We start from the raw sequence: 13,289 nt of genomic DNA, 5'->3' as shown, positions 1-13,289 counted from the left end.
GACTCCGATCCGGCCCGGTGACGATGCAGAGCGCGTAGCGCGATGAGGAGGAGCCGGGCGATCAAACCGTAGAGGACATAGCTGTGCTGTCGAAGTTGCTGCGCCTTGGCGAAGGTCGCATGCTCAAGCGTCTCAGGCGGGTGGCTGACTACGTCAACACCTTGTCCGACGAGATCGAGAAGCTCACCGACGCCGAGTTGCGGGCCAAGACCGACGAGTTCAAGAAGCGGCACGCCGACGGCGAGAGCCTCGACGACCTGCTGCCCGAGGCCTTCGCCGTCGCCCGCGAGGCGGCCTGGCGGGTGCTCGACCAGCGCCCCTTCGACGTGCAGGTGATGGGCGCGGCGGCGCTGCACTTCGGCAACGTCGCCGAGATGAAGACCGGTGAGGGCAAGACCCTGACCTCCGTGCTGCCGGCGTACCTCAACGGCATCGGCGGCAAGGGCGTGCACGTCGTCACCGTCAACGACTACCTGGCCAAACGTGACAGCGAGTGGATGGGTCGCGTGCACCGCTTCCTCGGGCTGGATGTCGGCGTGATCCTCGCCCAGATGACGCCCGACGAGCGGCGGGTGGCCTACAACGCCGACATCACCTACGGCACCAACAATGAATTCGGGTTCGACTACCTGCGCGACAATATGGCGCATTCGCTCGACGACCTGGTCCAGCGCGGACACAACTTCGCCATCGTCGACGAGGTCGACTCCATCCTGATCGACGAGGCCCGCACCCCGCTGATCATCTCCGGCCCCGCCGACGGCGCCTCCAACTGGTACCTCGAGTTCGCCCGGCTCGCTCCGCTGATGCAAAAGGACACCCACTACGAGGTGGACCTGCGCAAGCGCACCGTCGGCGTGCACGAGCTCGGCGTGGAGTTCGTCGAGGACCAGCTCGGCATCGACAACCTCTACGAGGCCGCGAACTCGCCGCTGGTCAGCTACCTCAACAACGCGTTGAAGGCCAAGGAGCTGTTCAACCGCGACAAGGACTACATCGTGCGCGACGGCGAGGTGCTCATCGTCGACGAGTTCACCGGCCGCGTGCTCTACGGCCGCCGCTACAACGAGGGCATGCACCAGGCCATCGAGGCCAAGGAGCACGTCGAGATCAAGGCCGAGAACCAGACGCTGGCCACCATCACCCTGCAGAACTACTTCCGGCTCTACGACAAGCTCGCCGGCATGACCGGTACCGCCCAGACCGAGGCGGCCGAGCTGCACGAGATCTACAAGCTCGGCGTGGTGCCCATCCCCACCAACAAGCCGATGATCCGCGCCGACCAGTCCGACCTGATCTACAAGACCGAGGAGGCCAAGTACATCGCGGTCGTCGACGACGTCGTCGAGCGCTTCGAAAAGGGCCAGCCGGTGCTGATCGGTACCACCAGCGTCGAGCGTTCCGAGTACCTGTCGCGGCAGTTCCAGAAGCGCCGCGTCCCGCACAACGTGCTCAACGCGAAGTTCCACGAGCAGGAGGCGACCATCATCGCGGTCGCCGGCCGCCGCGGCGGCGTCACCGTGGCCACCAACATGGCCGGTCGAGGCACCGACATCGTGCTGGGCGGCAACGTCGACTTCCTCACCGACCAGCGGCTGCGTGAGCGCGGCCTCGACCCGGTGGAGACGCCGGACGAGTACGAAGCGGCGTGGCACGAGGAATTGCCGAAGGTCAAGGAGGAGGCCTCCAAGGAGGCCGAAGAGGTGATCGAGGCCGGCGGCCTGTACGTGCTGGGCACCGAACGGCACGAGTCGCGGCGCATCGACAACCAGCTGCGCGGCCGCTCCGGCCGGCAGGGTGACCCGGGCGAGTCGCGCTTCTACCTGTCCCTGGGCGACGAGCTCATGCGCCGCTTCAACGGCGCCGCGCTCGAGGCGATGCTCAACCGCCTGAACCTGCCCGACGACGTGCCCATCGAGGCGAAGATGGTCACCCGCGCGATCAAAAGCGCCCAGACCCAGGTGGAGCAGCAGAACTTCGAGGTCCGCAAAAACGTCCTCAAGTACGACGAGGTGATGAACCAGCAGCGCAAGGTGATCTACGCCGAGCGCCGCCGCATCCTGGAGGGCGAGAACCTCAAGGAGCAGGCGCTGGACATGGTCCGCGACGTGGTCACCGCCTACGTCAACGGCGCGACGGCCGACGGCTACGCGGAGGACTGGGACCTGGAATCCCTGTGGACGGCCCTGAAGACGCTGTATCCCGTGGGCATCGACCATGCGCCGCTGACCCACCACGACGCCGACTCCGAGCGCGACGACCTCACCCGCGAGGAGCTGCTTGAGGCGTTGCTGAAAGACGCCGAAAACGCCTATGCCGCAAGGGAAGCCGAGCTCGAGGAGATCGCGGGCGAGGGCGCGATGCGTCAGCTGGAGCGCAACGTGCTGCTCAACGTCATCGACCGCAAGTGGCGCGAGCACCTCTACGAGATGGACTACCTCAAGGAGGGCATCGGGCTGCGCGCGATGGCCCAGCGCGACCCGCTGGTCGAATACCAGCGCGAGGGCTACGACATGTTCATGGCCATGCTCGAGGGCATGAAAGAGGAGTCGGTCGGCTTCCTGTTCAACGTGACCGTCGAGGCGGTGCCCACCCCGCAGGTCGCCCCGGTCCAGGCGCCCGAAGGGCTCGAGGAATTCGCCACCGCCGCAGCCGCCCAGCAGGGCGGTACCACGACCGCCGTGCGCGAAGAGGCCCCAAGTACGCTGCGCGCCAAGGGGATTGACAACCAGGCGCCGGCGCTCACCTATTCCGGCCCCTCGGAGGACGGCTCGGCGCAGGTGCAGCGCAACGGCGGTGACGCCAAGACACCGGCGGGGGTTCCCGCCGGGGCCAGCCGCCGCGAGCGGCGAGCGGCGGCGCGCCAACAGGGCCGCGGCGCCAAGCCACCCAAATCGGTGAAGCGGCGCTAGCGGGGCGCATTCGCCTTTCCGGCTTTCCGCCCGCCGCCCGACTGTCCGGGCGCTCGCGGCCCAACGCCCGACTGGCCGGGCGCTCGCGAACCGGGCGCGCCGAATTTGAGGCATCCGCCCCATGCGCCGGGGCGGTGGCCGCGCGGACCATCCAGGGATGACCACAGCACGCACCCCCCTCGACGCCGCCACCGCCGTCCTGCACCACCCCGTCCTGCCCGCCGGAGATGACGAACGATTCGTCGGATTCGGCGTGCTGGGGCTCCCCTTCGCCAGCGGGCACTACCTGGCGCTGCGGCAGTTCCCGGCGACGTCGTTCTCGCCCGGCTATCGCTCGGTGTGGCACCGCGACCCCCACGGCGCCTGGACCTTCTACGCGACCACGCCGGGCCCGCAGAGCTGCGCCCGCTTCTTCAGCGCGGCGACCAGCCGCGACGCGGTCCAGTGCGACATCGACGTCGCGTGGGTCACCCCGTGGTCGTTGTTCGTCGCCATCCCGGGGCTGCTGGCCTGGCAGATCGACCTGCACGCCACGTGGTCGACGCGGCTGATGAGCGCGGTGGGCGCGCGACTGCCCGCCTGGGCGTGGACCAACCGGGCGGCCCTGGCCGTCCTCGGCCGCGTCGCCGGGCCGACGCTGCGGGCCGGGCGGATCCGGCTCGCCGGAACCGCGCCCAACGGCCAGCGATTCATGATCGCGCCCGCGCAGGTGTGGGCGGTGGGACACTCGCGCGCGGTCTTGCGCGAGGTGGACCTCGGGCCGGTGGGGCCGCTGCGCCCGCAGGCGCGGCTGGCCGGTTTCCGCCCGCCGCAACGCGGCGTGTTCGCGGTGGGCTCCGGGCATTTCGACAGCTTCGACGCCGCCCGGCACGAGGCCGTGCGGCGCACCGCCGCAATCGGGTGACCCCGCGGCCGCCGGCTGGGCACAATGAGGCTCATGCCAGAGTCCGAACTACCGACGCGGGCGGAGCTGCTCGCGGCGTTGTCGGTGGCGATCGATCTCGGCCTCGGCCAACCCGCCGAGCACATGCTGCGCGCGGCGCTCATCGCGACCCGGCTCGCCGACCGGCTCGGGCTGTGTGCCGACGAGCGCGACTGTGCCTACTACACCACGCTGATCATGTGGGTCGGCTGCCACGCGGACTCCCACGAATACGCGCGCTGGTTCGGCGACGACATCGCCGTCCGCCACGATTCTTATCTGGTCGACTGGTCCGGGATCCCGTACCTGCGCTTCCTGGCGAGCAACGTCGGCCGCGGCCAGCCCCTCGCGCATCGAATGGCCGTGCTGGCAACGCTTTTCGCCAACGCGCGCGGTCACATCTCCCGGCTGATCCACTCGCACTGCGCGTCGGCGGCGCTGCTGGCCGACCGGATCGGGTTGAGTCCCGACGTGCAGGCCGCGCTCGCGTTCGCCTTCGAGCGCTACGACGGCGGCGGGCTGCCCGCGGGAGCGCGGGGGGAGACCATCCCCATCCAGATGCGCATCGCGCAGCTCGCCGACATGGTCGAGGTTCATCACCGCACGTACGGCGTCGCCGGCGCCGTGGCCATGGTGAGCGGCCGGCGCGGCGGGCAGTTCGATCCCCGGGTCGCCGACGCGTTCCTGCGCGACGCCGACGCGATCCTGGCCGGACCGCCCGCAGGCGATGCGTGGGCGGCGGCGCTGGGTGAGGCGCCCGATCGCCATCAGCGGCTTGACGACTCGTCGCTGGACGCGTTGCTCGTCGCGCTGGGCGACTTCGTCGACCTGAAATGCCCGTTCACCCTTGGGCATTCGCGCGCGGTGGCCCGGCTCGCGGGCGACGCCGCGCTGGCCGCCGGAATGGACACGGACGCGGTGGCGCTGACCCGGCGCGCGGGCCACGTCCATGACCTCGGCCGCATCGGGGTGTCGAATCACATCTGGTCGCGGCAAGGCCCGTTGAGCGCATCGGAATTCGAGCGGGTACGGCTGCACCCGTATCTGACGGTGCGCATCCTCAACCAGGTCCCCGGCCTGGGCCGGCTGGCCGAGGTCGCCGGCAATCACCACGAATGCCTCGACGGCTCGGGATATCCGCGCGGGCTGGCCGGGCCCGCGCTGCACATGCCGGATCGCATCCTGGCCGCCGCCGTCTGTTACCAGTCCGCCCGCGAGCCGAGGCCGTACCGGGAGCCGATGTCGGCCGGCGCGGCGGCCCGCCGGCTGCGCGGGCGTGCGCAGGCCGGGGAACTCGACGCGGTGGCGGTCGAAGCGGTGTTGCACGCGGCCGGACAACCCGCGCAACGACCGAACCTGCGGCCGGACCGGCTGACCCCCAGGGAGGTCGAGGTGCTGTGCCTGGTCGCCCGCGGCGCGTCCAACAAGGAGATCGCGGCGTCGCTGGTGATCAGCGAGAAAACGGCCCGCAATCACGTCGAGCGGACGTACGCCAAGATCGGCGTCTCGAACCGCATCGGCGCCAGCATGTACGCGCTGCGGCACGGCCTGGTGAACCCGGTGCCCAGCTAACCCGACGGGCGTCTGGAAACGTGCCGTGCGCGGCCGAAAATGAGGCATCCGCCCCATGTTCAAACGCGCCGGCGAGGCGCACAATCAGCGAATGAAGCGATTCTTGATTGTCGGTTACGGCGCCGCCGCTTACCTGCTCTTTCTTGCCGCATTTCTGTACCTCGTGGCGTTCTTGGGAAACTTCTGGGTGCCGCGAACCGTCGATCACGGCCTGCCGGCGCCGATCGGTGAGGCGGTGCTGATCAACATCGGGCTGCTTGCCGTGTTCGCCGTCCAGCACAGCGTCATGGCGCGGCCGTCGTTCAAGGCGTGGTGGACGCGGATCGTGCCATCGCCGATCGAGCGCAGCACCTACGTGGTGCTGTCCAGCGCCGTGCTGGTGCTGCTCTACTGGCAATGGCGGACGATGCCGGCCGTCGTCTGGGACGTGCGGCCACCGGCCGGGCGCCTGGCGCTGTGGACGTTGTTCTGGCTCGGCTGGGCCATCGCGCTGGCCGCGACGTTCATGGTCAGCCACTTCGACCTGTTCGGCCTGCGCCAAGTGTATCTGGCGTGGCGCGGAAAACCCTACACGCACATAGGTTTTCACGCCCGGATGCTGTACCGGTTGGTGCGCCACCCGCTCATGCTCGGCTTCGTGATCGTCTTCTGGGCGGTGCCCACGATGACGGCCGGACACCTGCTGTTCTCGGTCGCCATGACGGGCTACATCCTGGTCGCCACCCACCTGGAGGAGCACGACCTGGTGGAGGCGCTGGGTGAGCATTATCGCGACTACCGTCGCCGGGTGCCGATGTTGCTGCCGCTGGGACACCGCCCACGGCGCGACCCGGCCCAACCGGCGGAGCTGCATTAGCTTTCGGGCGAGCGGTTCACCGCGGACGGCTGCTCGCTGCGAGGTGACCGGTGCGGTCACCCGATGTGTAGGGCCACGACCATCCACCGGGCGCCGCTCGCCGCGCCCACCTGCTCCACCCGGCAGGCGATGGCGTGGACTCGGTTCCCGCGGCTGTAGGAGCCGAAGACCTCGGCGGCCGCGTCCGGGTCCCGGTGGCCCGCCGGCTGCAGTCGCATGCGCCGCAACACGGCGGCACCCGCGTGGCCGGGCGCCCGCCCGGCCACCGAACGCCCCACCGCGACAACCGAATCCACCAGGCTGGGCGACAGCAACGGATGCAGCTGGGCGGCCGGGCGGCGCCGGTCGATGACCTCCAGCACGCGCCGCAGCGCCGCGTCGGCGAAGGTCGCCGCCTGGCGCATCCGCGCGGACATGACCGGCGCCGGCGCTCTGCTGAGTTGCCCGGTGTAGGACCGGGGCGTGGCGTGGCCGCCGCGGCGGCGTAGCGGAGTGCGCGAGGACGGCCGGCACGACGGGACGGTGCGCGGCACATCCTGGGTTTCCGGTTCGTAGTCGACGACCGGCATGACGGTGAAAGCGCCGGATGGATTCGCAACGGGGCTAGTGTTCAACGCGCACTCTCCAACTTCTCGGCCGGACCGGAAGCCTGCTGGAGAGGGGCAGACAGTCGTCATCATGGCATAAGTCGCAATCGCGCGTCCCCATGCCGACGTGCGCCGCGGGCTGGACGATTACCGTTGGCCAGACATCGTTTGAGGCGACAGGGCGATGAATCGACGAGGAGGACTGCGCCGTATGGTGACCCGGTTGTCCCCGCCGGACGCGTCGTTCTATCGGCTGGAAAACACCGCCACCCCCATGTACGTCGGATCGCTGGCCATCCTGCGCCGTCCGCGGGCCGGGCTGAGTTATGAGACGCTGCTGGCCACCGTCGAGCAGCGGCTGCCCCAGATCCCGCGCTACCGGCAGAAGGTCCGCGAGGTGCCGGTCGGCACGGCCCGGCCGGTGTGGATCGACGACGCCGACTTCGACATCACTTATCACGTGCGGCGCTCGGCGCTGCCCTCGCCGGGCAGCGACGGTCAACTGCACGAACTGATCGCGCGGCTGGCCGCGCGGCCGCTGGACAAGTCGCGGCCGCTCTGGGAGATGTACCTGGTCGAGGGCCTGTCCAAGAACCGGCTCGCCCTCTACACCAAATCGCATCAAGCCCTGATCAACGGGATGGCGGCGCTGGAGATCAACCACGTCATCAGCGACCGGACGAGGCGCCCGCCCCCGGCCCCCGAAGACATCTGGATCCCGGAACGCGACCCGGGCAACACCCGGCTGGTGCTGGGTGCGATCGGTGAGTGGCTGACCGGTCCGAGCGCGCAGCTGCAGGCCGTCGGGTCCGCGATCGGCGGCCTGGTGACCAACTACGGCGAGCTCGTCGGCGCCGGGCGCCGGGCGTTCGATTTCGTGCGCAACCTGGCCCGGGGCGACGCGCCCAGCAGCCCGCTCAACGCCACCGTTTCGCGTCATCGCCGGTTCACCGTCGCCACCGGCAGCCTCGAGGACTACCGCGCCGTGCGCGCCCGCTATGACTGCGACGTCAACGACGTGGTGCTCGCGGTGATCGCCGGCGCGCTGGGCAACTGGCTGATGTCGCGTGGGGTGGCGGTGTCGCCGACGGCGACGGTGCGGGCGATGGCGCCGCTGTCGGTGTACGACGACGGCGACCTCGACGCGAGCGGCCCCGGCCAGGCGATCAGCCAGGTCATGCCGTTCCTCGTCGACCTGCCGGTGGGGGAGCCCAACGCCGTGGTGCGGCTCTCGCAGATCGCGCACGCCACCGAGTCCAACCCGACGGCCGCCCAGCTGGTGGACGCCAGGACCATCGTCACGCTGTCGGGGTTCGCCCCGCCCACGCTGCACGCCATGGGAATCCGCGTCGCGACCAGTTTCCCGAGCTTCTCCAAGCGCACGTTCAACCTCCTGATCACCAACGCGCCGGGGGCCCAGTCGCAGATGTACGTCGCCGGCACCAAGTTGCTGGAGACCTACACGGTGCCGCCGCTGCTGCAGAACCAGGCGCTGGCGATCGGGGTGACGTCGTACAACGGCATGCTCTATTACGGAATCAACGCCGACCGCGAGGCCATGAGCGACGTCGACCTGCTGCCGGGACTGCTGAGCCAGGCGCTCGAGGAGCTGCTGGAGGCTTCCCGGTCCTAGCCGGCGGTGAAAACCCCTGCGTGCGGCTATCCTTCGTTGCTGTGAAGCCAGCCGCGCCCGAGATCTCCGACGCCTCCACGCCGATCTAGCCAACATGACCGTCGTCTACATCCCCGCCACGCTGGCCATGCTGCAGCAGCTCGTCGCCGACGGCTCGCTGCGTCCGGTCAGCGGCACGGCGTTCGCGCTGACGCCAAAGTTGCGCGAGGCCTACGCCGCGGGCGACGACGACGAGCTCGCCGACGTGGCGCTGCGCGAGGCGGCGCTGGCCTCTCTGCGCCTGTTGGCGGGCGAAGCGCCCTCGGATTCCCGGCCGCCGCGCCGCGCGGTGCTGGCCGCCGACGTCGACTTCGACGCATCCGGGGTCACCTACCGTCCCGACCTCGACGACGCCGTCGTCAGGCTGCCCGGCGCGGTCCCGATCGAGGACGTGATCGCCGCGTACGTCGACAACGCGGGTGCCGAGGAGGCGGTGGCCAGGGCCATCGAGGCCGTCGACGCCGCGGACCTGGGCGACGAGGACGCCGAGCTGATCGTCGGCGACGCGCAAGACCACGACTTGGCCTGGTACGCCAACCAGGAGCTGCCGTTTTTGCTGGAGCTGATGTGACGCTGTGAGGCATTCCCGCCCCGAGCGCTAGCTACGACACCGTAGGTTACGGTACCGTAGGTTTCGTGAAGCACACAGAATCGATCACAATGTGAGCGTAAGTAAAGCGCCACGTCGTGAGCAGGAGCTTCCTCTGGGCAAACGGAACCCATCGATCGCGGGCAACGTCGTCGACACCAAGCGGCCCGTGGTCGCCGGTGCCGACCGGCATCCCGGCTGGCACGCCCTGCGCAAGCTCGCCGCGCGCATCACGACGCCGCTACTGCCCGACGACTATCTGCACCTGGCCAATCCGCTCTGGTCGGCGCGCGAACTGCGAGGACGCGTCCTGCAGGTGCGTCGCGAGACGGAGGACTCCGCCACCCTGGTCATCAAGCCGGGTTGGGGCTTCAACTTCGACTACCAGCCGGGCCAGTACATCGGCATCGGACTGCTGATGGACGGGCGCTGGCGCTGGCGGTCGTATTCACTGACCTCGACCCCGGCGGCGACGCCCGCGCGCTCCGGTTCGGCGCGCACCGTGACCATCACCGTCAAGGCGATGCCGGAGGGTTTCCTCTCGTCGCACCTGGTGGCCGGCGTGGAACCGGGCACTGTCGTCCGGCTGGCCGCGCCGCAGGGCAACTTCGTCCTGCCCGACCCCGCGCCCGCCTCGATCCTGTTCCTCACCGCCGGCTCCGGGATCACGCCGGTGATGTCGATGTTGCGAACCCTGGTGCGCCGCAACCAAATCGGTGACATCGCCCACCTGCATTCGGCCCCCACGGAATCGCACGTGATGTTTCGCGGCGAGCTGGCCGCGCTGCAGGCCGACCACCCGGGCTATCGGTTGCAGCTGCGCGAGACGCGCACTCAGGGCCGGCTCGACCTGTCCGCGCTGGACGCCGACGTGCCGGACTGGCGCGAGCGCCAAACCTGGGCCTGCGGGCCGGAGGGCCTGCTCACCGCGGCCGAGCGCGTGTGGTCGGCCGCGGGCATCGCCGAGCGTTTGCATCTCGAGCGCTTCGCGGTGTCCAAGGCCGCGCCCGCCGGTGCGGGCGGGACGGTCACCTTCGCGCAAAGCGGACGCACCGTCGCCGCCGACGCCGCGACGTCGTTGATGGATGCGGGGGAGAGCGTCGGCGTGCAGATGCCGTTCGGGTGCCGCATGGGTATTTGCCAGTCCTGCGTGGTCGGCCTGGTGGAGGGCCACGTCCGCGACCTGCGGACCGGCCAGGAGCACGACCCGGGGACCCGGGTGCAGACCTGCGTGTCGGCCGCGTCCGGCGATTGCGTGCTCGACATTTAAAGGCTACTCACAGGTAACCTACGGATTCGTAGGTTACGATAGCGTAGGTCTAGTACCGAACAAACGACCGCAGGGAGATGACGACGATGGCGATCAGTGACGTCGACGTATTCGCCCATCTGACGGACGCCGATATCGAAAACCTGGCCGTTGAGCTCGATGCCATCCGCCAGGACGTGGAAGACTCGCGCGGCGAGCGGGACGCTCGCTACATCCGCCGCACCATCGCGGCCCAGCGCGCGCTCGAGGTAACCGGCCGGCTGCTGCTGGCCGCCAGCTCGCGGCGCTCGGCCTGGTGGGCGGGGACGGTGACGCTGGGCGTGGCCAAGATCGTCGAGAACATGGAGATCGGCCACAACGTCATGCACGGGCAGTGGGACTGGATGAACGATCCGGAGATTCACTCCTCGACGTGGGAGTGGGACATGAGCGGGTCGTCCAAGCACTGGCGCTACACCCACAACTTCGTGCACCACAAGTACACCAACATCCTCGGGATGGACGACGACGTCGGCTACGGCCTGCTGCGCGTCACCCGCGACCAGCGCTGGAAGCGCTTCAACATCTTCAACCTGGTGTACAACACTCTGCTGGCCCTCCTCTTCGAGTGGGGCGTCGGCCTGCAGCACGTGGAGCTCGGCAAGATCGCCAAGCGACGCATGGACAACGACGAAGCCCGGGAGCGGGTCGACGAGTTCCTGGCCAAGGCCGGGCGGCAGGTGTTCAAGGACTACGTGGCGTTCCCCGCGCTGACCTCGTTGTCACCCGGAGCCACCTACATGTCCACGCTGAAGGCCAACGCGCTTGCCAACGTGATTCGCAACGTGTGGGCCAACGCGGTGATCTTCTGCGGCCATTTCCCCGACGGCGCAGAGAAATTCACCAAGACCGACATGATCGGCGAGACCAAGGGGCAGTGGTACCTGCGCCAGATGCTGGGCAGCGCCAACTTCGAGGCGGGCCCCGCCCTGCGCTTCATGAGCGGCAACCTGTGCCACCAGATCGAGCACCACCTGTACCCGGACCTGCCGAGCAACCGGCTGCACGAGATCTCGGTGCGGGTGCGCCAGGTCTGCGACAAGTACGACTTGCCTTACACCACAGGGTCTTTCCTGTTCCAGTACGCGAAGACGTGGCGCACGCTGGCCAAGCTGTCGCTGCCGAACAAGTACTTGCGCGACGACGCCGACAACGCCCCGGAGACCCGCAGCGAGCGGATGTTCGACGAACTCGAGCCGGGTTTCTTGGGTACCGATCCGGCCACCGGCCGCCGCCGCGGTTTGAAGTCCGCGATCGCCGCCGTGCGCGGTTGGCGGCGCGGGAAGCGCGCGGCCGTCGCGCGCAGTGTCGACGACGGCCTCGCCGCCTAGGGCGCTTGCTGCCTAGAGGTTCTCGCCGAACGTGTTCTGGCGGCGACTATTTCGCTGGCTATTCGCCCTGAGTGCACGCTCGCCGCGGGCGTCGTCAGGGATGCGCGACGAGGTAGGTCTCGTTGCCCAGGTCGGCGGTGAGTTCGTCGACGTCGAAGGGGCGGTCGAGCCGCGCGGCCAACGCCTCCTTGTCGACGAGCAGGCCGATCTCCGCGGTCTGGCGCGCGAAAAGCCGACCGATGTACGGGTAGATGAGGCGCATGATCGCCCGCTCGGCCGACGTGCAGCGTGACGCGCAGTAGCCGACGTGGCCGATTTCGTCGGTGAGGATTTCGCTGTAGAGCAATTCGATTCGCTGGGCGACGTCCGGTTCGTCGGCGAAGAGCCTTCCGCCCACGCGGCGCAGTTCGTCAAACATGATGCAGCCGGCCATCTCTGCGGCCCCGACGAACAGGAAGCCGAGCCGTTCGGGCAGGAATACGCTCGTCTTGACGAACTGGCGCATCACGAAAGGCGGGGGCACAACCTGGAAGGTGAGATCGAAGACGTCCAGCGCGTAGGCGAGCAGCCGCGTGTGGTAGTGCTCCTCGAGTTCGAGGTAGACGTTCTCGGGCGGCAGGCTCTCGTCGCTGTTACGCCCATAGGTTTCGCCGAGTCCCACGCCGAACCGCTCGGCCTGATTCAGCTTGGCGGTCGCCAGCAGGAACAGCATTTTCGGGTCCAGGCCGGGTTCGGGTCGCCGGCGGCGCAGGTTGCGCAGGAACGTCTGCCGGTCGGCCGGTTGGGCCGACCGGACGGGGTTGGCTTCGAGTTCGCCGAAGAACCGCTCTCGGTTCGCCAGCCGCCTGTTGAGCAGGTCGGCCTCGCCGTCGCGGCGGGCCAGGAAGTCCCGGTAGCCCTCGATGCCCGTGCGATTCATCGTCTCTCCATTCCCTTGACAATCGTTGCCACGTAACGGCCCAACAGCGCTTCGTCGTGCGCTCCGGTGGACAGCAGCGCGAAAAGCCCGGTGAGGAAGAACGTTCCGAGTTCCGCCGCGTCGGCGTCGGCGGGCACCTGTCCCTCGTCTTGGGCCCGGCCGATCACGCCCACCAGGAACTGGGCGAGGGGATGCTGCGTCAGTTCGTCTTCGACCGGACGGGTCGAGGAGAAATGCAACCCGAGCATGTCGCGGAAAACGGCGTCGCCCAGCCGGCGTTCGGCACGCAGAACGTGCTGTACAACTTGTGACAGCACGGAGGCCAGATCGCCCTTGGCATCGCCGAGTTCGCTGATGATCCGGGTCTCCTCGTTGCGCTCCACCTCGATAAGGACGTGCTCCTTGGTGGGGAAGTGGAAGTAGAACGTCCCCCTCACCACGCCCGCCGCGGCGGCGATGGCGCTGACGTCGGCGGCGGCGAACCCGCGTTGCGAGATCTCGGACAACGCCGCGTCGAACAGGCGCGCCCGCGTCTCGAGCCGCCGGGCCTCCCGGACGCTCGCGGCTGCAGAGTTGGCCGGGGATGCTGCGCGTGCCGACGCCATGCAGGCACGGTACGC

The 13,289-nt window shown here is 69.0% G+C and carries 11 protein-coding genes; 8 read left to right on the top strand and 3 right to left on the bottom strand.

The features are described from left to right. Positions 1 to 83: 83 nt before the first annotated feature. The 4 genes from secA (at position 84) to mddA (ending at position 6,262) form a co-directional block, all read left to right on the top strand. Positions 84 to 2,912 carry a preprotein translocase subunit SecA gene (secA, locus tag P6281_RS20570; protein WP_014385652.1) on the top strand — a complete coding sequence of 943 codons (2,829 nt, stop codon included), beginning with the start codon at positions 84 to 86 and terminating at the stop codon, positions 2,910 to 2,912. Positions 2,913 to 3,069: 157 nt separating this feature from the next. Next, on the top strand, positions 3,070 to 3,816 hold the full coding sequence (locus P6281_RS20565) for a hypothetical protein (protein WP_014383180.1): 747 nt from the start codon (positions 3,070 to 3,072) through the stop codon (positions 3,814 to 3,816). A gap of 33 nt (positions 3,817 to 3,849) precedes the next feature. After that, positions 3,850 to 5,406, top strand: a complete 1,557-nt coding sequence (locus tag P6281_RS20560; protein WP_014942805.1) for an HD domain-containing phosphohydrolase — start codon at positions 3,850 to 3,852, stop codon at positions 5,404 to 5,406. 91 nt (positions 5,407 to 5,497) lie between these two features. Next, entirely contained in the window at positions 5,498 to 6,262 is a 765-nt protein-coding gene (gene mddA, locus P6281_RS20555) for a methanethiol S-methyltransferase (RefSeq protein ID WP_193375516.1), read from the top strand. A 56-nt stretch (positions 6,263 to 6,318) separates the two neighbouring features. Here mddA and P6281_RS20550 read toward each other — a convergent pair whose 3' ends face one another. Further along, complete coding sequence (locus tag P6281_RS20550; protein ID WP_009957352.1) at positions 6,319 to 6,831, bottom strand: Rv3235 family protein; 513 nt, start codon at positions 6,829 to 6,831, stop codon at positions 6,319 to 6,321. Positions 6,832 to 7,060: 229 nt separating this feature from the next. On the opposite strand from P6281_RS20550, the gene P6281_RS20545 reads away from it, so the two are divergent. The 4 genes from P6281_RS20545 (at position 7,061) to P6281_RS20530 (ending at position 11,750) form a co-directional block, all read left to right on the top strand. After that, entirely contained in the window at positions 7,061 to 8,482 is a 1,422-nt protein-coding gene (locus P6281_RS20545) for a WS/DGAT/MGAT family O-acyltransferase (protein ID WP_008259749.1), read from the top strand. 94 nt (positions 8,483 to 8,576) lie between these two features. Continuing rightward, positions 8,577 to 9,092, top strand: coding sequence for a DUF6912 family protein (locus P6281_RS20540; protein ID WP_009957351.1), 516 nt, complete (start codon positions 8,577 to 8,579; stop codon positions 9,090 to 9,092). Between the two features lie 133 nt (positions 9,093 to 9,225). Continuing rightward, a complete protein-coding gene (locus tag P6281_RS20535; protein WP_043955835.1) occupies positions 9,226 to 10,380 on the top strand; it encodes a ferredoxin reductase in 1,155 nt (384 codons plus the stop codon). An 86-nt stretch (positions 10,381 to 10,466) separates the two neighbouring features. Further along, positions 10,467 to 11,750, top strand: a complete 1,284-nt coding sequence (locus P6281_RS20530) for a fatty acid desaturase family protein (protein WP_009952833.1) — start codon at positions 10,467 to 10,469, stop codon at positions 11,748 to 11,750. A 94-nt stretch (positions 11,751 to 11,844) separates the two neighbouring features. On the opposite strand, the gene P6281_RS20525 is transcribed toward P6281_RS20530, so the two are convergent. Beyond that, positions 11,845 to 12,669 (bottom strand): hypothetical protein, encoded by an 825-nt coding sequence (locus tag P6281_RS20525; protein WP_324738505.1) that lies wholly within the window; start codon positions 12,667 to 12,669, stop codon positions 11,845 to 11,847. Beyond that, positions 12,666 to 13,274, bottom strand: a complete 609-nt coding sequence (locus P6281_RS20520) for a TetR/AcrR family transcriptional regulator (RefSeq protein ID WP_036459576.1) — start codon at positions 13,272 to 13,274, stop codon at positions 12,666 to 12,668. Before P6281_RS20520 ends, P6281_RS20525 begins: the two co-directional genes overlap by 4 nt. Positions 13,275 to 13,289 lie beyond the last annotated feature (15 nt).

The organism is Mycobacterium sp. 5-140-3-2, assembly GCF_035666375.1.
In the GTDB taxonomy this organism is placed as follows: domain Bacteria; phylum Actinomycetota; class Actinomycetes; order Mycobacteriales; family Mycobacteriaceae; genus Mycobacterium; species Mycobacterium intracellulare.
This window is presented reverse-complemented; position numbering and strand designations above follow the sequence as displayed.

What these genes read in the sequence shown, in the direction of transcription:
- P6281_RS20565 (WP_014383180.1), top strand. Translation starts at nt 3,070, where the DNA reads ATGACCACAGCACGCACCCCCCTCGACGCCGCCACCGCCGTCCTGCAC.
- P6281_RS20560 (WP_014942805.1), top strand. Translation starts at nt 3,850, where the DNA reads ATGCCAGAGTCCGAACTACCGACGCGGGCGGAGCTGCTCGCGGCGTTG.
- mddA (WP_193375516.1), top strand. Translation starts at nt 5,498, where the DNA reads ATGAAGCGATTCTTGATTGTCGGTTACGGCGCCGCCGCTTACCTGCTC.
- P6281_RS20550 (WP_009957352.1), bottom strand. Translation starts at nt 6,831, where the DNA reads ATGCCGGTCGTCGACTACGAACCGGAAACCCAGGATGTGCCGCGCACC.
- P6281_RS20545 (WP_008259749.1), top strand. Translation starts at nt 7,061, where the DNA reads ATGGTGACCCGGTTGTCCCCGCCGGACGCGTCGTTCTATCGGCTGGAA.
- P6281_RS20540 (WP_009957351.1), top strand. Translation starts at nt 8,577, where the DNA reads ATGACCGTCGTCTACATCCCCGCCACGCTGGCCATGCTGCAGCAGCTC.
- P6281_RS20530 (WP_009952833.1), top strand. Translation starts at nt 10,467, where the DNA reads ATGGCGATCAGTGACGTCGACGTATTCGCCCATCTGACGGACGCCGAT.
- P6281_RS20525 (WP_324738505.1), bottom strand. Translation starts at nt 12,669, where the DNA reads ATGAATCGCACGGGCATCGAGGGCTACCGGGACTTCCTGGCCCGCCGC.
- P6281_RS20520 (WP_036459576.1), bottom strand. Translation starts at nt 13,274, where the DNA reads ATGGCGTCGGCACGCGCAGCATCCCCGGCCAACTCTGCAGCCGCGAGC.